Raw genomic sequence first — 18,988 nt, forward strand, 5'->3', positions numbered from 1 at the left:
GCACCCTCGCTTCTGCCCACGGAACCCCTGCGCATGGACGGCAGGGCCATACGCGACGACGACGTCAGGCATCCCAGCCGTTCGAGACCTGTGCCCGTCGTCTGAGGACGGCCTCGATCACCCGCGCGTATCCCTCGCCGACGTCCCGGCTCGTGACGTGCAGGGTCATCTGCCCACGCTCCGCGTAGTACTGGTCTCGCCGGGCGTCCCGGGCGTGTTGCTCGGCACTCCGGTGCACCTCGCCGTCGTACTGGAGGACGAGCCGGCAGTCCTCGAACCACAGATCGGCCTCGGGGGCGTCCCGCCGCCCGGGGTCGAACACGTGCTGCAGCGTCGGCTCGCCCAGCCCCGCCTCGACGAGCGCCAGCCTCAGCCGGGTCTCCTGCGGCGAGTCGGCACCCACCCGTACGCGCTCGAGCGCCGCCGTCGCCCGCGGTCTTCCGACGAACCGCCCGAGCGGCCGCATCGCCTCGTGCAGCGCGGTGACCGTGGTGATGGGAGGCCGCCGGCCGCGCGGGGACCAGGGGTGACGGACCAGGTGGTCACCCGCCGACACGAGGGATGCCTCGTCCCAGGGGTGGCCGATCGAGCACAGATCGAGCCAGGTCCGTTCCGGCGTCGTCACCCGTAGCCCGAGCACGGAGGTGACGTGGCCGGCGGGCAGGGGTCTGCGGTGCTCCATGACGCCGGGGATCCGCGCCCGTGCGGTGCCGCGGTGCAACGTGATCTCGACGGCGGCGCGTCGCGTGGCCCCGCCCGGGGGAAGCGGGAGGCCGTGGAGGTGCGCCGCCGTCTCGTGGGAGAGAACGGCGTCGGGACGGGACCGCAGGAGGGCGGTCAGCAGGTCGAGGCCGACCCCGTGGTGCGGCGGCGGGAGCCCGGCAGACTCCCAGGTGCGCAGCGGCATGTCACGGCGACGGTGGATGCCGCGGGCGAGGCGGAGGACGTCGGACCGCCGCACCCGGCTGGGCGGCAGACCGCGTTCGAGCACGTCGCGGGTGGTGAAGACGGGGACGAGGGGGAGATCGGGGGCGAAGGACATGGGTCGACCTTGACGCGGTCGGCCTGACGACGGCCGGGCGGGCCGCGTGTCTGTGCACACCGGCGCGGGGTGGGCCGGCTGTGCAGGACTCGGCGGCGGCCGGTTGTCCCGCCGGGACGACGTCGTCATGGCTCGGTGGGCAGAACTGCGAGGAGTTCCGCCCACGCAACATCCGTGGGCAGAAGAGAGGGCGCTTCTGCCCACGGAGGCGATGGGGTTGTGGGTTCTGCCCACGGAGGCGCCGGGACTGCGGTGGCCGGCCGGGCGCGGGAGCCGGCCCGGTCCGCCCCGAGGCGGGGGCCGACGTCGACCTTCGGTGGACGCGCGGCGGCCTGTGCGCCTCCTAGGCTGGACGCCATGATCCGAGTAGTCGTGGCCGACGACCAGGCGTTGATGCGCACCGCCCTCGAGCACTTCGTGGCCCAGGCTGAGGACCTCGAGGTGGTCGGCTCCGCCGAGGACGGGGTCCAGGCCCTCGAGGCGGCCCGCACGCTGGCCCCCGACGTCGTGCTGATGGACATGCAGATGCCCCGCATGGACGGCGTCGAGGCCACCGCGCGCATCTCCGCCGAGGCCCCGGGCGTGCGCGTCCTGGCGATCACCACCTTCTCCTCCGAGCAGTACCTCGTGCCCGCCCTGCGCGCCGGCGCCGCAGGCTACCTCGTGAAGGACGCACCGCCGGCCGAGGTCGTGGACGCCATCCGCCGCGTCCACGCCGGGGACGCCGTGTTCTCCGCCCGCGTGGCCGCGGACCTGGTGGAGGCCGTCACCGCGGCCCCCGAACACGCCGCCCCGTGCCCGGCCGAGCCCCTCGCCCCGCACGAGCGCCTCACCGAGCGCGAGCTGGACGTGGTCCGCGAGCTCGCCAAGGGCGCCTCCAACGCGGAGATCGCCGGCGCCCTGTTCCTCGCGGAGGCCACGGTGAAGTCCCACATCGGCAAGGTCCTGGACAAGTGGCAGGTCCGTGACCGCGTGCAGATCCTCATCCGCGCCGCCCGCGCGGGCCTCGTGGACATCGGATGAGCATCGCGGCGCCCGCCCCGGCTCGGACGACGACGGCGACGTCGCCCCCGCCTGCCGAGTCTCCCCTGGGCTCCCGCCTGCCGGCGATCCTGCGCACGGAACCCGTCTCCCGGCACACGCGGATCGTCCTCTATGTGATCGTCGGGCTCATGGTGCTGGGGGAGATCCTCACCCTGATGCTGGGGCCCACGGTGGCCGCCGGGCTGAGCGCCGACCCCGAACTCGCGGGCATCCTCGAGGAGGACGGCGGGCTGACGGGTGAGGGGCGGGAGCCGCTCCTGCGCTGGGTCCTGTTCCTGGCGAGCGTGCTGGTCACGCTGCTGTTCGGGTGGCAGCCCACCCTCGCGGCGGTGTTCGTGCTGCTCGGGTGCACGTTCGGTCTGGTGGGCCTCGTGGAGGCGGACCACGCGCACCTCACCCCGCAGGCGTTCAGTGGCGGGGTCGTCCTGGGCGCGGCCATGGTGACGCGGTACTCGCACCGGGTGTTCGTCTGGTTCGCCCTGGGCGCCCTCATCCTGCTCACCGTCGCGGGCGAGGTCCTCACCGACGGCACGTGGGCGGACGAGGACAGCCTCAAGGGCGTCATGGTCATCACGCTCATCGTCGCGCTGTGCGTGGCGGTGCCGGCCTTCATGATCCGCCGATCCCGGCATCGGGCCCGGGACCGCGAGGCGGCCCTGCGCCGGGCCGAGGAGGCCGCCGCCTGCGCCGCGGAGGCCGAGCGGCAGCGGATCGCGGCGGAGCTGCACGACGTCGTCGCGCACGGGCTCACCGTGATCTCGATGCAGGCCGCCATGCTGCCCACCCAGAGGGACCCGGACAAACGGGCCGCCGCGGAGAAGGCCATCGAGCAGGCCGCCCGACAGTCCCTCGTGGACCTGCGCCGCATGCTCACCGCGCTACGCGGCTCCTCCCGCAACGCGCAGACGGCGGAGGGGGACGCCGTCGTGGACCTGCCGGCCCGCCTCGACGAGTTCGAGGCCCGCCTGCACGCGGCCGGGTTCGCGGTGGAGCGCTCGCTGACCGAGCTGGACGAGCTGCCGCGCTCCCTGGAGCTGACCGTGCTGCGCGTGGTGCAGGAGTCGGTGACGAACATCCTCAAGCACGCCCCGCGCCGCGGCACCGTGCACCTGGCCTCGGAGCTCGAGGGCGCGGACCGCCTCGTGCTGCGCATCGCCAGCCCGATGGATGAGGGCGAGCCCCGCCGCGACCGCGTGGTGGTCGCGATGGCCAGCGGCTTCGGCCTGGCCGGCATGCGCGAGCGCGTGGCCGTGTTCGGCGGCACCCTCACGGCCGGCCCGCTGGGCGGCTGCTGGGTGGTCCGCGCCGAGCTGCCGCTGCGCTGAGCCGGGGCGGCAGCCGCGTCCTCCCGCGTCCTCCCGCGTCCTCCCGCGTCCGGGGGCGAAAGTGGGCGGTATCCGCGCGGGATACCGCCCACTTTCGCCCCCAAAGGGACGGGGTGGGGTGGCCGACGACGGCGGCCCTCAGTCCAGCGGGACCGTCAGCTTCTCGCCGGGGGAGAGGGTGTGCTCGCGGCCGGCGATGATCATCGGCACGTCGTGCCACATGCCCTCGCCCGCGGCCACCGTCACCTCCCGCTGGGTCATGTGGATGACCACGGGCTGCTGGCGGAACCGGATGGTGAAGCGGGCGCCGGGCAGCTGGGCGGGCATGCGGGGGTGCAGCCGGACGACGTCGTCGCGCGTCTCGAGGCCCGCGTAGCAGCGGATCACCGTGTCCACGGTGCCCGCCATCAGGCCCAGGTGGATGCCCTCCTTGGTGGTGCCGCCCTGCGTGTCCGAGAGGTCCGACTCGAGGGCCTCCGTGAACAGGTCCCAGGACCGGTCCGGGTCCGTGCGGGCCGCCACCCACGCGTGCACCAGGCGGGAGAGCGTGGAACCGTGCGTCGAGCGGGCCTCGTAGTACGTGACCATCCGCTCGAACGCCTCCTGCGGCAGCTCGTAGCCCATGCGGCGCAGGATCCGGTCCAGCTCCTCGGAGGAGAACAGGTAGCCGAGCATGAGGGTGTCGGCCTGCTTGGAGAGCTTGTACCGGTTGGTGGCGTCGCCCTCGGCCTGCAGGATCAGGTCCATGCGGCCGATGTTCCCGTACTTGGCGCGGTAGGCCTCCCAGTCGAACTCGAGCAGGTCCTGGTAGCCCTCGAACTGGGCGAGGATGCCGGCCTCCTCGCCCTCCTCGAAGAACGGCACGGTCAGGCGGGTGCTGACCTCCTCCCAGCGCTCGATCTCCTCCTCGGAGATCTCCATGAGCTCGGGCAGGCCGTCGTCGATCGTGTCCAGCCAGCGGACCAGGCGGGCGGTCTCCGCGAGCACCCACGAGGTCAGCACGTTCGTGTACGCGTTGTTGCGCAGGCCGGAGCCGGGGGTCTCGGGATAGCCGTCGTGGAACTCGTCCGGGCCCATGACGCCGTGGATCTCGTAGCGGTCCGTGACGGCGTTGTGCAGGGTCATGGACATGAAGAACCGGGAGATCTCCACGAGCATCTCCGCGCCGTAGTCCGAGATGAAGGACGTGTCCTTCGTGATCTCGATGTACCGCAGCACCGAGTAGGCGATGTCCAGGGAGACGTGCCGCTGGTTGTGGGAGTTGTCCGGCATCCACATGCGCGAGCGCGGGTTCCACAGCTCGGTGGGCGTCTCCTCGGAGCCGTCCGCCCCGGACTGCCACGGGTACATGGCACCGGCCCAGCCCTCGGCCTGGGCGTTGGCGCGGGCCTCGTTGAGACGCCGGTAGCGGTACATCAGCAGGCCCCGGGTGATCTCGGGGCGGCGCAGCGTGAGCATCGGGTAGACGTAGATCTCGTCCCAGAAGATGTGGCCGCGGTAGCCCTCGCCGTGCAGGCCGCGTGCCCCCACGGAGGCGTCCAGGTCCCGGCGGCGGCCGTAGGCCGTCTGGAGCACGTGGAACGTGTGCAGGTTCAGGGCGAGCTGCTGGCGCAGCGACGCGCCGTCCTTGCCCATCGGGACCGCGGACCCCACCGGGGCCGAGTGGCCGGCGTCGACGACGGGCGGCGCGTATTCGCCGCCGGCCTCCGCCGCCGTGGAGCGGCGCTGATGCCGGTACGGCTCGGCCAGGTCGATGCGCACGGAGAACCGGTCCCAGTTGGTGCCCCAGCGCTGCTCGTGCAGGGTCAGCAGGTTGCGGAAGTTCTGGGCGCGCTGGACGTCCTTCACCGCCGACTCCCACACGGAGGCGTTGGCGTGGTCGTGGCTCGTGGCGACGGCGGCGATCTTCTCCAGCACGAGCGGCACGCCCTCGTCCACGTGGAGGAGGATGTCCTGGCCGACCACCAGGTCCGAGCCGTCCACGGGGCGGCGGATGGGCTCGTGGTGGCCCACCGGCGCCACCTGGCGGGTGCGGGTGGCCACGGCCACGTGGATGCCGGACTGGTTGGTGGCGGTCTCGAGCAGGACGGTCTCGCCGTCGATCTCCCGGGCCTGGACCGGCTCGAGGTGCTGGTTGGCGAGGGTGCGGTCGTCGGAGACGTTGAGGTTGGCCACGCGGCCCTCGATCTTCGAGCGCACCGTGAGGTCCCCGGACCAGTTCTCCGCCACGACGGTCAGCTCGATCGCGGCGAGGTGCCGGTTGGCCAGCGAGGTGAACTGTCGGGTGTGGACCGTGGTGCGCCGGCCCTGCTCGTCCTCGAAGGTCATGGTGCGGGAGAGCACGCCGCGGCGCAGGTCCATCTCCTGGCCGTACTCCACGAGGTTCTCCTCACCCGGCAGCAGCGGGCGGCCGTGGCGCGGGGTCACCACGAGCGGGGTCCAGTCCTGGATGTTGACCATGTGCTCGGTCTCCACGACCCGGCCCTGGACCATCGAGGTCAGCCGGTTGAACACCCCGGCCATGTAGGTGCCGGGGTAGTGGACGGAGGAGATGTGCGTGCCGGGCACAGCGCCGCGGGTGCCCCAGTACCCGTTGGCCAGGGTGCACAGCACCTCGCGCGTGCCCTCGGAGGCCGGGTCGAAGCGGTCCCAGCGCAGCACCCACGCGGGGTCGAACGGGGTGGTGGTGCGGTCCTCCAGATGCAGGGTCCCGTAGTCCTGGACCACCAGGTGGGCGCCGGCCGCCTTGAGTCGGCCCTTGCCGAGCTCGGGCTCGCGGTCCACGCCGATCACGAGGCCGAAGCGGCCGTCCGAGGCGGCCTTCACGCCGGAGACGGCGTCCTCGAGGACCATCGCGTCCGCGACGTCGACGCCCAGCTCGCGGGCGGCCTCCCAGAACATCGCCGGGTCCGGCTTGCCCGGCAGCCCGCGCTCGACGGCGGTGTTCCCGTCCACGATCACGGGGAAGAAGTCCAGCACGCCGCCGGCCGTGAGCACGGCGCGGGAGTTCTTGGAGCTGGTGACCAGTGCGACCGGCACACCCTTGGCCCGCAGCCGCTCGAGGAGGTCCTGGGCCTCCGGGAACACGCGGACGCCGTCGCGCTCGAGGACCTGCTCGAAGTAGCCCTGCTTGCGCTCGGCGAGGGCGAGGACGGTCAGCTCCGGGGCGGCGTCCGCCTCGGGGGCGTCGGCCTCCGGCACCCTCAGGCCGCGGGAGGCGAAGAACGTGCGGACCCCGTCCTCGCGGGGGCGCCCGTCCACGTGGTGCAGGTAGTCGGCGGCGGCGTCGAAGGGACGCAGCACGTCCGGGTCCGCGGCGACGACGGCGGCGTTGGCGGGCAGCGCGCCCACGGCGGGCAGCGCCCCGTCGAAGAGCTCCTTCCACGCCTGCGCGTGCACGCCGGCGGTGTCCGTGATGACCCCGTCCATGTCGAAGATGACGGCGCGGTAGCGGCGGAGCCGGTGACGGCGGGCGTTCAGGTCCTGCGGAGCGGCGGGGGTGAGCGTCTGCGACATGGGAACCAGCCTACGGGCGGGGAAGTGGGGCCGCACGGGGAGTGCCGCGGCGATGTTCACCGCAGCGAGCGCGCCGTCGTTCCGGCCGACCGCACCGCAGCGACATCACAGCGGTTCTCAGCTGCGGTGATGTCGCTGCGGCGCGGTGGGTTCCGGGAATAGGGTCGTGCCGACGGGGCGGACGTGTGCCCCCGCGCGCCGGAAGCGTGGCCCGGGAACGAGCAGGACACACTCGGCGGAGATGGCCGGGGGGCGAAGGGCTCATGAACTGGATGATGAGCAAGTGATGGATGCGAAGCCGACGCGGTTGCGGAAGAAGGCGACGCGGGAGGAGATCCTGGCGAGTCTGCCGGTGCAGGCGCGGGTGCGTCCGGCGCGGTGGTTGCTCCTGTGGCTGATCGTCGTGGTGTGCATCGCGGTGTTCGTGTGGGTGATCTTCCGGCCGCCGGAGGATGTCTCGGCCGGGTTCGGGGTGTGGCGTGTGGCGTCGTTCATCGGGTTGGCGCTGGCGTTGGCGGTGCTTCCCGCCGCGACGATGGGTCTGTTCCGGCCTCGGCATGTCACGTTCGATGAGCGACGGGTGTGGACGCGGGACTGGTCCGTGGACTGGGCGGACGTGAAGGAAGTCCGTGCTGTGGCGCCAGAGTCGGAGCACACGATGAAGGTGGCGCTCAAGGTGGACGAGCGGCTGTGGAACGAGGGTGGTCTGCGCAAGGCCAACCGGTGGGACTCGGGACGGCCGTTGCAGGGTGGCGGGTTGACCCGTGCGCAACCGCTCGTGCTCACGCAACCCGCGCTCGCGCCGTCGGCTCTGACGCTGCTGCAGGTCTTCGTCGAGTTGAAGAAGCGGAACCGTCGGGCGGGGAGCCCGCGGTGACGCGCCCCGGCTTCCGTCACCGCCGGGTCAGCAGCGTGAGCACCTCCGCGTGCCGGGTCTGGGGGAACATGTCGAACACCTGCACCCGCGCCACCCGATAGCTCGGCATCCGGGCCAGGTCCTGCGCGAGCGTCGCCGGGTTGCAGCTGGAGTACAGGACGGTGGGCACACCCGAGTCCTCCAGCGCGTCCGCCAGCTCGGCGCCGATGCCCCGCCGCGGCGGATTCACGACGACGGCGTCCGGGCGGGGCCGCCGTTTCTTGGACGAAAGCGCCTCCGGAGCCCGCCGTTTCTCGAACGAAAGCGCGGAGGTGGCGTCGCCGTCGGAGAAGCGCGCCCGGTCGGCCAGGCCGAGCTCCGCGGCCGTCTCCCGGGCCGCGGCCACCGCCTCGGCGGAGGACTCCATGCCCCACACGTCGCGCACGCCGGCCCGGGCCAGGTGGAACGCGAACCCGCCCACCCCGCAGTACAGGTCCCACGCCGACGCCGGCACACCGCCCTCGGCGACCCACGCCGCCGCCGTCGCGTACAGCCCCTCGGTCACCGCGGTGTTCGTCTGGAAGAACCCCTGCGGGCGCAGCCGCAGGCCGATCCCGTTCAGTTCCATCCGCAGGGTCGGCCCGCCGGCGAGCACGATCTCCTCGTCGCCCTCGGGCAGGGCCACGTGCTCGGGCAGCAGGTTCGCGCTCACCACGGCGGCGGGTGTCCCGCGCGCCGCGAGGTCGTCCAGCAGCCCCGGCACCGCCGCGCGCAGCGCGTCCAGCCGGTCGGCGGAGCGCAGCACGAACCGGACCATCGCCTCCCGGTCGGGGGAGAGCGTCACGATCACGTTCTTCAGCTCGCCCGTGCGGGCGGCGACGTCGTAGGGCTCCAGCCCGGCCGCCGTCACCGCCGCCGCGCACGCGTCGAACACGCCTTCCATGCCGGCCTCGTACAGGCCGCAGTCGCGCAGGTCCACGCCGGCGCCGTCGTGATGCCGGGGGTGCTGGCGCGGGTCCAGGATGCCCAGCCGCGGCGCCGCCGCCGACCCCGTGACCACGAGCTTCGCCTTGTTCCGGAATCCGGCCTCCGCGGAGGCGAACGGCTCGGCCACGACCGTGTCCGCGTCGACCGCGTCCGCCAGGGCGGCCAGGACCGCGGCCTGCTTGTCCGCGAGCTGCCGGGCGTACGGCACGCCCATCAGCGGGCAGGAACGGCACTCGCCGACGTCGAAGTGGGGGCACTGCACGGGCGTCGCCTCAGCCCTCGAGGCTGACCCGCAGGCCGGGCCGGTCCAGGCGGATCGCGAGCTGCTCGAGGGCCAGCTCGGCGGCCGCGGCCAGGTCCGCGTCCACGTCCATCACCATGCCGGTGAGCACGGGCAGGGCGGACTCGAGGTCCTCGGGGCGGGCGAGGGCACCCAGTGCGGACGCGGCCGACGCGCGGACCTCCGGGTCCGGGTCGGCACAACCGGCCCGCACCGCGTCCACGAGGGTGCGGTCGACGGCGGCATCGCGGCGCAGCGAGCCGGCGCGGGAGGCGAGCACGAGGTGGGCCGCCGAGCGGACGTCCGCCTCGGGGGCGGTGAGCGCCCCGGTCAGGGCGGGCAGCGCGCTGCGGTGCCACGCGTGCATCAGGGCCAGCGCGCCGGTCGCGGCGGGGCTGAGGTCGCCGTCGTCGCCGGTGAGGGCGCGGGCGGCACCCGAGGTGACGTCCTCCGGGGTGGCCGCGCCGGTCATCAGGCGCACCGCCAGCCCGGCGACGGCGGCCTCCCCGCGCTCGGCGACGGCGGCCTCGGTGCGGCGGCGCAGGCGGTCGTGGGGGGTCTGGGGCTCCGCGGGCAGGGGGAGACGGTCGAAGGCGGTCATGGGTCCATTGTCCCCCGTGCGCGGACCCGCCTGGGGCGCGGCCGGGAGGTTCCCCGCAGACTCCTGGACGGGGCGTGACCGGCCGCACAGGGCCCGGACTCGGGTGATACGTTCGACGGCATGAGACCCCCCGGAGCCCTCGCCCTCGAATTCCGGGCGGACAGCTTCGACCATCCCACCGGCCTGGTGGACGCCGGCACCGTCGTCTCCTGGATCGAGAAGGCCGGCTACGCCGTCGCGGCGAGCTGGGCCGGGACGTTCGTGCGTGCCCGCTACATGGGGCACACCCAGTTCCGGCACCCCGTGCCGGTGGACCGCCGTGCCGTGGTGCAGGCGCGCGTGGTCCACACGGACGGCGCCGAGGTGCACGTCCAGACCCGCCTGCTGCTGCCGGAGATTCGCGACGACGACGGCGACCCCGTGGTCGCCACCTCGTCCCTCGTGGTCTACGCCGCGGAGGAGGACGGGGTGCCCGTGACCGTGCCGGCCTGGGAGCCCTCGACCCCCGGCCAGATCGAGCGCGACGAACAGGCCCGCCGCTCCACCGTGGCCCGCCGCGCCGTCGAGCGCGGCATGGCCCGACTGCCGTTCCCCGCGCCCGGGGAGGCCCCCGAGGAGATGAGCACCCTCGCGTTCCTGGCCCCCAACGCGGAGGCCACCGTGGGCGGCACCATCAACGCGGGCGCGATCCTGCGCTGGGTGGACGAGGCGGCCGCCGTCTGCGCCGCCCGCTGGACCGGCCATGAATCCGTGGTCGCGGTGTTCGGCGGCGGCGTGCGCTTCGTGCGGAACATCCACGTGGGCGACCTCGTGCGCGTGGAGGCCCTCCTGGTGAACACCACGGAGCGGTCCATGCACGTGGCGCTGCGCGTCTACGCGAGCCGACGCACCGGGGCGGAGTCCCGCCTGGTGGCGCACTCGATCGCCGTCATGGTGGACGTCTCCGCGGAGGGCCAGGCCCAGCCGGTGCGGCAGTACATCCCCGAGAGCGAGAGCGCCCGGAGGCTGCAGGAGACGGCGATCGAACTCGTGCGCATGCGCTCCGAGGTGAGCGCGGCCTGGACCGAGATGCGCCGCTCGACCGATCCGCGCTGACGGGGCCCTGAGTAGACTGAGCGAATGCGTCGACCGTCCCTGCCGTCCCTGTCCCGCCTGCCGGTCCGTCGTCTCCTCCGGGGAGCGGCCGTGGCCGCGGGCGTCGGTCTCGTGGGACTGCCGCTGACGGTCGCCGCCGGGCTCACCGGCGTGGACATGGTCAAGCGCGGCGGCCGAGTGCGCCGACCCGCGCCGAACCCCGGCGTGTTTGACGCCCACGTGGAGGGCTCCGAGCTGCGCATCTTCACCTCGGGTGAGGACCTCTACAAGGAGATGATCGCCGCGATCGACGGAGCGCAGCGGATCATCAAGTTCGAGACCTTCATCTGGAAGGGCGACCCCACGGGCCAGCGGTTCATGGACGCCTTCAACCGGGCGGCCGCGCGCGGCGTGGAGGTCTACGTCTCCTACGACGGGTTCGGGAACCTCGTGGTCCCGCCCCGCTTCTACCGTCAGCTGGACCCGCGCATCCACGTGTTCCGGCTGCCGGCCTTCGCCCGCCCGATCTGGCGAGGCGTGGTCCGGCACAGCGGGTTCAACCACTCGAAGATCATGGTGGTGGACGACGAGGTCGGCTTCGCCGGCGGCTTCAACATCGGCGACGACTACGCCCGCCTGTGGCGGGACACCCACGTGCGTGAGCGCGGCCCGGCGGTGTGGGCGCTGGGCCAGTCGATCTCCATCAAGTGGAACGCCCACCACCGCGCGGGCGAGCAGATGTCCTGGCGCCCCCCGGACACGTGGGACCCGCGCGTCACCGTGGCCGCGAACCAGCCGCCGCTCCTGGTCTACCCGATCCGGCTGAGCTACCTCGACGCCATCCAGCGGGCGCAGCACCGCATCCTCATCAACACGCCGTACTTCATCCCGGACCAGCAGGTCCTCGAGGCGCTGCTGCACGCGGCCCGGCGCGGGGTGGACGTGCAGGTGATGGTGCCGGAGGACTCCAACCACATCGTGGCGGACTGGGCCTCGCGCGGCTTCTTCGGGAAGATGCTCGAGGCCGGCATCACGATCCTGCTGTACAGGGCCAGCATGATCCACGCGAAGACCGCCACCGTGGACGGCATCTGGTCCACCGTGGGCTCGGCCAACGTCGACCGCCTCTCCCTGGGCTTCAACTACGAGTCCAACGTGGTGGTCGTGGACCGCGACTTCGCCGCCCGGATGGAGGAGATCTTCGCTCTCGACGCCCAGCGGGCCGTCCGGATCGACACCCCGCGCTGGGAGGACCGTCACGGCCTCGCCCGCGTGGTCGAGGCCCTGCTGGTACCACTGCGTCCCCTGCTCTGAGGACCCCGGGCGCTGAGCCAGACGTTTCTGCAGTTCTGACGCCCGATCCGCAGCGGAATCATCTGGCTCACGCCCCCCGCCGCGTGAGCCAGACGTTTCTGCCGTTCTGACGCCCGATCCGCAGCGGAATCATCTGGCTCACGCCCCCTGGCGACGTCTCCCGACCGTGCCGTCCCTTCCCGTCGCCGCCCGGGCTCACCCTCTCTCTTGCATACCCCTGGGGGTATACCCTACGCTCGTTCTCGACATACCCCAGGGGGTATCGGATGGACATCGAGACCCCCCGACCCGGAGGAGAACCATGCTGCTCGAGCGCATCTACGACGAGGACCTCGCCCAGGCCAGCTACGTGATCGGCTGCCAGGCGAAGAACGAGGCGATGGTGGTGGACCCCCGCCGCGACATCCAGGTGTACCTGGACCTGGCCGCCAAGAACGGCATGACCATCACCCACGTGACCGAGACCCACATCCACGCGGACTACCTCTCCGGCACCCGCGAGCTGGCCCACGCCACCGGCGCCCAGATCCACCTGTCCGGCGAGGGCGGCGAGGACTGGGCCTACGGCTTCGAGGGCAACCTCCTCAAGGACGGCGACACGGTGACGCTCGGCAACATCACCGTCGAGGCCGTGCACACCCCGGGCCACACCCCCGAGCACCTGTCCTTCCTCGTCACCGACGGCGCCTTCGCGGACGCCCCGGGCTACATGCTCACCGGCGACTTCGTGTTCTCCGGCGACCTCGGCCGCCCGGACCTGCTGGACGAGGCCGCCGGCGGCGTCGACACCCGCTTCGAGGGCGCCCAGCAGCTCTTCGCCTCCCTCAAGGCGAAGTTCCTGACCCTCCCGGACCACGTGCAGGTGTTCCCGGCCCACGGCGCCGGCTCCGCCTGCGGCAAGGCACTCGGCGCGCTGCCCTCCACCACGGTCGGCTACGAGCGCAAGTACGCGTGGTGGTCCGACTACCTGAAGAACGACGACGAGCAGGGCTTCATCGACGAGCTGCTCGACGGCCAGCCCGACGCCCACGCCTACTTCGCCCGCATGAAGCGCCAGAACAAGCAGGGGCCAGCCATCCTGGGCGAGCTGCCCGAGCTCGAGGAGCTGGACGCCGGGGGCGTGCAGGCGACGCTCGCCGAGGGCGCCGTGTTCGCGGACACCCGCGGTGTGGACGAGATCCTCGCCGGCACCGTGCCGGGCGCGCTGGCCTTTCCGTCCCGCGGCAAGGTCGCCACGCACGCCGGCTGGGCCTACGACCCGGAGAGCGACGACGCCGCCCTCGTCCTGCTCGCCGAGGACCGCGAGGACGCGCACACGATGCGCGACCACATGATCCGCGTGGGCGTCGACGCCGCCGCCGCGTTCACCACCTCCGTGGACGGCCTCACGTTGGAGCCGGTGCCCACCGTGCAGGCCGACGAGCTGCGGTCCCGCATCGAGGCCGGCGAGGTCGGCGCGGAGCAGGACACCGTGCTGGTGGACGTGCGCAACAAGACCGAGTTCTCCCACGGCACCGTGGCGGACGCCCGGCAGCTGAACGCCGGCAAGGTGCTCTTCCACCAGGAGGAGCTGCCGAAGGACAAGACCCTGGTGACCTTCTGCCAGTCCGGCCTGCGCAACATCGTGGCCGCCCAGGCGCTGCGCCGCGCCGGGTTCGACGTGATCGAGCTCGAGGGCAGCTACGCCGCCTGGCAGCAGTCCTGACACACCCCCAGACCAACCCCGAGGAGCCCCTCCCATGAGCGTCACCCTGTCCCCCGTCGCCCCGCGCGACCTGAAGGCCGAGCTGGCCGCCCGCCCCGACGCCGTCGTGCTGGACGTGCGCACCCCCGGCGAGTTCGAGACCGAGCACATCGCCGGCTCCTACAACGTGCCGCTGGACCTGCTCCAGGAGCACGCGGACGAGGTCGCCGCCCGCCTGGACGGCACCGCGGTGCTCGTCTGCCAGTCCGGCAGCCGGGCCGGCACCGCCCAGGACCGTCTGGCCCAGGCCGGCTTCACCTCCGCGCGCGTCCTGCAGGGCGGCATCTCCGCCTACGCCGAGGCCGGCAGCGAGGTCGTCCGCAGCGGCAACCGCTGGTCCATGGACCGTCAGGTCCGCATGACCGCCGGGTCCATCGCGCTGGTCGGGGCCGTGGCCTCCCAGGTCGGCTCGAAGCGGTTCGGCCTCATCCCCGCCGCGATCGGCGCGGGCCTGTCCTTCTCCGCCGTGTCCAACACGTGCGCCATGGCGTCCGTGCTGGCCAAGATGCCGTGGAACCGCCCCGCGCAGGAGCGCTCCGCGGGCGACGTGATCGGCCGCATCCCCACCGGCGCGGGGAAGCGGAGCTGACCCGTGATGTGGATCGTCCTCGCCCTGGCCCTCGTGGTCGGCCTGCTGCTCGGCCTCATGGGTGGCGGCGGGTCGATCCTGATGGTGCCCCTGCTGACGTACGTGGCCGGCCTCGAGCCGAAGCAGGCCATCGCGGGCTCCCTGTTCGTGGTGGGTGTGACCTCGCTGGTCTCAGTGCTGCTGCACTCGCGGCACGGCACCGTCCGGTGGCGCACCGGCCTGATCTTCGGCGCGGCCTCGATGGTGGGTGCCCTCCTGGGCGGCGTCGTCGGCGGCTTCCTGCCGGGGACCCTGCTGCTGATCGCCTTCGCGGTGATGATGCTCTTCACGGCGTGGGCCATGATCCGGCCCAAGAAGACGCAGCCGGCGGCCGCCCCCTCAGTGGAGGCCTCGGCTGACGTCGAGCCCCGCCGCCACCCGCTCGGGAAGATCCTGCTGGAGGGCGTCGTCGTCGGCTTCGTCACGGGCATCGTCGGCGCCGGCGGCGGGTTCCTCGTGGTCCCTGCGCTGGTCCTGCTCGGCGGCCTGCCGATGTCCGCTGCGGTGGGCACGTCCCTGCTGGTGATCGCCATGAAGTCCTTCGCGGGCCTCGGCGGCTACCTGACCAGCGTGACGCTGCCGTGGGACCTGCTGCTGTGGGTCACCGGTGTGGCCGTGGTCGGTGCGCTGATCGGCGTTCCGCTCATGAAGCGGGTCCCGGAGAAGGCGCTGAAGAAGGGCTTCGGCTGGTTCGTGCTGGCCATGGGCCTGGTGATCCTCGTCCGGGAGCTCATCGGTCTCCTCGTGTGACATCCGGCGACGTCGCCGGATACCCCTGGGGATATGATTCCCCTCCCCGCCACCGTGACAAAGGAGGTCGCCGTGCGCACCGCCGACGCCGAGACCCAGCGCAAGATCCTCAACCGCCTCAAGCGGGCCCGCGGCCAGCTGGACGCCGTCATCCGCGAGGTCGAGGGCGAGGGTCGCTGCAAGGACGTGGTCACGCAGCTCTCCGCCGTCTCCACCGCGCTGGATCGCGCCGGCTTCGCGGTCGTCTCATCCGCCATGCAGTATTGCCTCGCCGACCCCGAGAAGGCGGAGGACGAGGAGAAGCTCACCGTCGCCGAGCTCGAGAAGCTCTTCATGACCCTGGCCTGACCGGCCACCCCGAAGCCCCCTCGCCGAAAGGATCCCTCATGTGCCGTCCGGCGCGCTGACCCGTCTGCCGCAGGGCCACCTGGGCCGGATGCGGCCGGCACGTCGAGTCCCTCAAGGCCGTCGTCCCCGCGGCGCAGTGGTGCGATGGCCGTCACCCTGATGCCGAGCGCGACGCAGCCCGCGCGGGCCGTGCCGGGGCCGCAAGGTTCTTCGCGAGGCTCTTCGGGCGCTGAGCCAGGCGTTCCGGGGGCGTGAGCCAGATGTTCGTGCTGTTCTGAGGGACCCTCAGCCGCGGAAACGTCTGGCTCACGCCCCCCGTCTGGCGTCGCTCAGTCCTCGTACGGGTCCGCCAGCGGGTGGTTCGGCAGCCGGCTGTCCGGGGTGCGCCCGCGGCGTCCGACGACGACGGCTGCTGCCCGACCTCCTCGCCCGCGGCTGGGGCACAATGAACCCGGCCCACGTCGGCCCACCTCACTGCGGCCCCACGCGGCCGCGCGCCCATCCCGACTCCCTGGGAGCCCCATGCTCTGGACCCTGCTCCGCCGTCACGGCCGGCGCTATCGCGGCGCCGTCGCGGCCGTCGTCGTGCTGCAGCTGATCAGCACGCTGGCCATGCTGTACCTGCCCAGCCTCAACGCCCGCATCATCGACGAGGGCGTAGCCCGCGGTGACACCGCCCGCATCTGGGACATCGGCCTCGTGATGCTCGGCGTCGCGCTGGTGCAGGTGGTCGCCGCGATCGCCGCCGTGTGGTTCGGGGCGAAGGCCTCGATGGGCGTCGGCCGGGACCTGCGCCGCGCCGTCTACACCCGCGTGGACGCGTTCTCCGCGGAGGAGCTCGGCCGCTTCGGCGCCGCGACCCTCATCACGCGCGGCACCAACGACGTCAACCAGGTCCAGATGCTCACCCTCATGGCCCTGAACTTCATGGTGGCCGTGCCGATCATGGCGGTCGGCGGCATCATCATGGCCATCCGCGAGGACCCGGGCCTGTCCTGGCTCGTGTGGGTCTCCGTGCCGGTGCTGCTGGTGATCGTGGCGTGGATCGTCGCCCGTCTCATGCCGCTGTTCCAGCGGATGCAGGACAACATCGACGACGTCAACGGCGTGATGCGCGAGCAGATCCAGGGCATCCGCGTGGTCCGCGCGTTCGTGCGCGAGCGCCACGAGACACGCCGGTTCACGGACGCCAACGCCGCCCTGACGGAGACGTCCGTGCGGATCGGCCGGCTGTTCGTGCTGCTCGGCCCGGTCATCACGATGATCCTCCACCTCGCCACCGCCGCCGTCCTGTGGTTCGGCGGCGAGCGCGTGGACGCGGGGCTCGTGCAGGTCGGCGCGCTCACCGCGTTCATGCAGTACCTGCTGCAGATCCTCATGGCGGTGATGATGGGCACCTTCATGATGATGATGCTCCCGCGCGCCGTGATCTCCGCCCGCCGCATCGGCGAGGTCCTGGACACCGTCCCCACGCTCGCTGAGCCGGTCCGCCCGGTGACCCCCGCGCGTCGCGACGGCGCCGTGGAGCTGCGCCACGTCACCTTCCAGTACCCCGGCGCCGAGGCGCCGGTGCTCGACGACGTCAGCTTCGCCGTCGCCCCCGGCACCACGACGGCGATCATCGGCTCGACCGGCTCCGGCAAGTCCACGCTGATCAGCCTGCTGCCGCGGCTGTACGACGCGACGTCCGGCGAGGTGCTCGTGGACGGTGTGCCGGTGACCGACCTGGCCCGGGCCGAGCTGACCGAGGCCGTGGCCCTCGTGCCGCAGAAGCCGTACCTGTTCTCGGGCACCGTGCGGGAAAACATGCAGTTCGGGGCCCCGGACGCCTCGGACGAGCGCATCTGGGCGGCCCTCGAGACGGCCCAGGCCGCCGACTTCGTGCGCGCCCGCACCACCGGCAAGGCAGAGACGGCGGCCTCCGGTCTGGACTCGCGCCTCTCCCAGGGCGGCACGGACGTCTCCGGTGGCCAGCGCCAGCGCCTGTCCATCGCGCGTGCCCTCGTGGCCGAGCCGCGGATCCTCGTGTTCGACGACTCGTTCTCCGCGCTGGACGTCACCACCGACGCGCGGCTGCGGGCGGCGCTCGACCGCGCGGCGGCCGGGGTGACTCGGATCGTCGTCGCCCAGCGGGTGGCCACCATCACCGACGCCGACCAGATCATCGTGCTGGACGAGGGCCGCGTGGTCGGCCGCGGCACCCACGCCGAGCTGCTGGCGGACAACCAGACCTACCGGGAGATCGTGGACTCCCAGCTGACCGCGGAGGACGTGGCATGAGCGAGCACCTGACGGACGAGGAGATCCTCGAGATCCAGGAGCAGGGCGCCACCGACGACTGGGGCGGCGGGCCGGCCCGCAAGGCCAAGGCGTTCTGGCCGTCCGCGAAGCGGCTCATGAGCCTGTTCCGCACGGAGAAGCTGGGCCTGGTGGTGGTCGCGCTGATGGTGCTGGTCGCCGTCGTGCTCAACGTGTGGGCCCCGCACGTCCTGGGCCGGGCGATGGACGTGATCTTCGGCGGCGTGGTCTCCGCGCAGATGCCCGGCGGGCTGAGCCGCGAGCAGGTCATCGACGGGCTGCGCGCCCAGGGCGAGGACCAGGCCGCAGAGATGCTCTCCGGCATGGCGTTCACGCCGGGCGAGGGGATCGACTTCACCGAGCTGGGCCGGCTGATCCTCATCGTCCTGGGCATGTACCTGGTGGCGCAGACCTTCATGTGGCTGCAGGGCCGCGTGCTCAATGACATCGTCATGCGCATCGTCTTCCGCCTGCGCGAGGAGATCGAGGCCAAGATCAACCGGCTGCCGCTGAGTTACTTCGACCGCGGGCAGCGCGGCGACCTGCTCTCCCGCGCCACCAACGACGTGGACAACGTCCAGCAGGCCCTCCAGCAGGCGTTCGCCTCGCTCGTGTACTCGGTGCTGACCGTGATCGGCATCGTCGGCATGATGTTCTGGCTGTCCTGGCAGCTCGCGCTCATCGCCCTGGTCGCCCTGCCGGTGGCCGGTGTGGTGGTGGGCGTGATCGGCAAGAAGTCCCAGGCGCTCTTCTCCGCGCAGTGGCGGGAGACGGGCCGGCTCAACGGGCACATCGAGGAGTCGTTCACGGGGCACGAGCTGGTGACCGTGTTCGGCCGTCAGCGGGACATGGCCGCGCGCTTCGACGAGCGCAACGAGGAGCTGTACGAGGCCGCGTTCACGGCGCAGTTCTACTCGGGGATGATCATGCCGATCATGCAGTGGGTGAACTGGCTGGGCTACGTGGGCATCGCGGTGGTCGGCGGCCTGCGCGTGGCCAACGGGCAGATGACCCTCGGCGCCGTGACCGCGTTCATCCAGTACTCGCGCGAGTTCAACCAGCCGCTTGGGCAGATCGCCGGCATGTCCAACATGCTGATCTCCGGCGTGGCGTCGGCCGAGCGCATCTTCGAGCTCCTCGACGAGCCGGAGGAGACCCCCGACGGCACCCCCGCCCGCACC

At 72.4% G+C, this 18,988-nt stretch carries 15 protein-coding genes; 11 read left to right on the forward strand and 4 right to left on the reverse strand.

The annotated features are described in order from the left end of the window. Positions 1–64: 64 nt before the first annotated feature. Complete coding sequence (locus QL983_RS00755; protein WP_036315903.1) at positions 65–1,042, reverse strand: hypothetical protein; 978 nt, start codon at positions 1,040–1,042, stop codon at positions 65–67. A gap of 357 nt (positions 1,043–1,399) precedes the next feature. Between QL983_RS00755 and QL983_RS00760 the strand changes: the two genes are divergently transcribed. Together QL983_RS00760 and QL983_RS00765 are read left to right on the forward strand one after the other, a co-directional pair. Next, a complete protein-coding gene (locus QL983_RS00760; protein WP_063189414.1) occupies positions 1,400–2,065 on the forward strand; it encodes a response regulator transcription factor in 666 nt (221 codons plus the stop codon). After that, entirely contained in the window at positions 2,062–3,411 is a 1,350-nt protein-coding gene (locus tag QL983_RS00765; protein WP_063189416.1) for a histidine kinase, read from the forward strand. Before QL983_RS00760 ends, QL983_RS00765 begins: the two co-directional genes overlap by 4 nt. 138 nt (positions 3,412–3,549) lie before the next feature. On the opposite strand, the gene QL983_RS00770 is transcribed toward QL983_RS00765, so the two are convergent. Beyond that, on the reverse strand, positions 3,550–6,927 hold the full coding sequence (locus QL983_RS00770) for a beta-phosphoglucomutase family hydrolase (RefSeq protein WP_290151054.1): 3,378 nt from the start codon (positions 6,925–6,927) through the stop codon (positions 3,550–3,552). Positions 6,928–7,213: 286 nt separating this feature from the next. Between QL983_RS00770 and QL983_RS00775 the strand changes: the two genes are divergently transcribed. Next, the gene (locus tag QL983_RS00775; RefSeq protein WP_036316210.1) at positions 7,214–7,804 is read left to right on the forward strand and encodes a hypothetical protein; all 591 of its coding nucleotides are present in this window, start codon (positions 7,214–7,216) and stop codon (positions 7,802–7,804) included. A 16-nt stretch (positions 7,805–7,820) separates the two neighbouring features. Here the strand turns inward: QL983_RS00775 and rlmC are convergent, their stop codons facing one another. Together rlmC and QL983_RS00785 are read right to left on the reverse strand one after the other, a co-directional pair. After that, positions 7,821–9,032, reverse strand: coding sequence for a 23S rRNA (uracil(747)-C(5))-methyltransferase RlmC (gene rlmC, locus QL983_RS00780; protein ID WP_036316199.1), 1,212 nt, complete (start codon positions 9,030–9,032; stop codon positions 7,821–7,823). Positions 9,033–9,042: 10 nt separating this feature from the next. Further along, positions 9,043–9,651, reverse strand: coding sequence for a HEAT repeat domain-containing protein (locus tag QL983_RS00785; RefSeq protein ID WP_129866967.1), 609 nt, complete (start codon positions 9,649–9,651; stop codon positions 9,043–9,045). A 120-nt stretch (positions 9,652–9,771) separates the two neighbouring features. Between QL983_RS00785 and QL983_RS00790 the strand changes: the two genes are divergently transcribed. From QL983_RS00790 to QL983_RS00830, 8 genes are all read left to right on the forward strand, one after another. Further along, entirely contained in the window at positions 9,772–10,746 is a 975-nt protein-coding gene (locus QL983_RS00790) for a hotdog domain-containing protein (protein ID WP_129866968.1), read from the forward strand. 24 nt (positions 10,747–10,770) lie between these two features. Further along, a complete protein-coding gene (locus tag QL983_RS00795; RefSeq protein WP_036316196.1) occupies positions 10,771–12,039 on the forward strand; it encodes a phospholipase D-like domain-containing protein in 1,269 nt (422 codons plus the stop codon). A gap of 301 nt (positions 12,040–12,340) precedes the next feature. Continuing rightward, positions 12,341–13,744, forward strand: coding sequence for an MBL fold metallo-hydrolase (locus QL983_RS00800; RefSeq protein ID WP_036384546.1), 1,404 nt, complete (start codon positions 12,341–12,343; stop codon positions 13,742–13,744). A gap of 34 nt (positions 13,745–13,778) precedes the next feature. Continuing rightward, a complete protein-coding gene (locus tag QL983_RS00805; protein ID WP_134417019.1) occupies positions 13,779–14,372 on the forward strand; it encodes a rhodanese-like domain-containing protein in 594 nt (197 codons plus the stop codon). Between the two features lie 6 nt (positions 14,373–14,378). Next, positions 14,379–15,161, forward strand: a complete 783-nt coding sequence (locus QL983_RS00810; RefSeq protein WP_080696032.1) for a sulfite exporter TauE/SafE family protein — start codon at positions 14,379–14,381, stop codon at positions 15,159–15,161. A gap of 72 nt (positions 15,162–15,233) precedes the next feature. Further along, positions 15,234–15,509, forward strand: coding sequence for a metal-sensitive transcriptional regulator (locus QL983_RS00815; protein ID WP_044659303.1), 276 nt, complete (start codon positions 15,234–15,236; stop codon positions 15,507–15,509). 522 nt (positions 15,510–16,031) lie between these two features. Further along, on the forward strand, positions 16,032–17,789 hold the full coding sequence (locus tag QL983_RS00825; protein WP_036384543.1) for an ABC transporter ATP-binding protein: 1,758 nt from the start codon (positions 16,032–16,034) through the stop codon (positions 17,787–17,789). Next, the coding region (locus QL983_RS00830) for an ABC transporter ATP-binding protein (protein WP_201294453.1) at positions 17,786–18,988 on the forward strand (1,203 nt) is incomplete at its 3' end. The genes QL983_RS00825 and QL983_RS00830, both read left to right, overlap by 4 nt.

Source organism: Micrococcus sp. APC 4021, from assembly GCF_030407635.1.
GTDB classification, from domain to species: Bacteria; Actinomycetota; Actinomycetes; order Actinomycetales; family Micrococcaceae; genus Micrococcus; species Micrococcus luteus.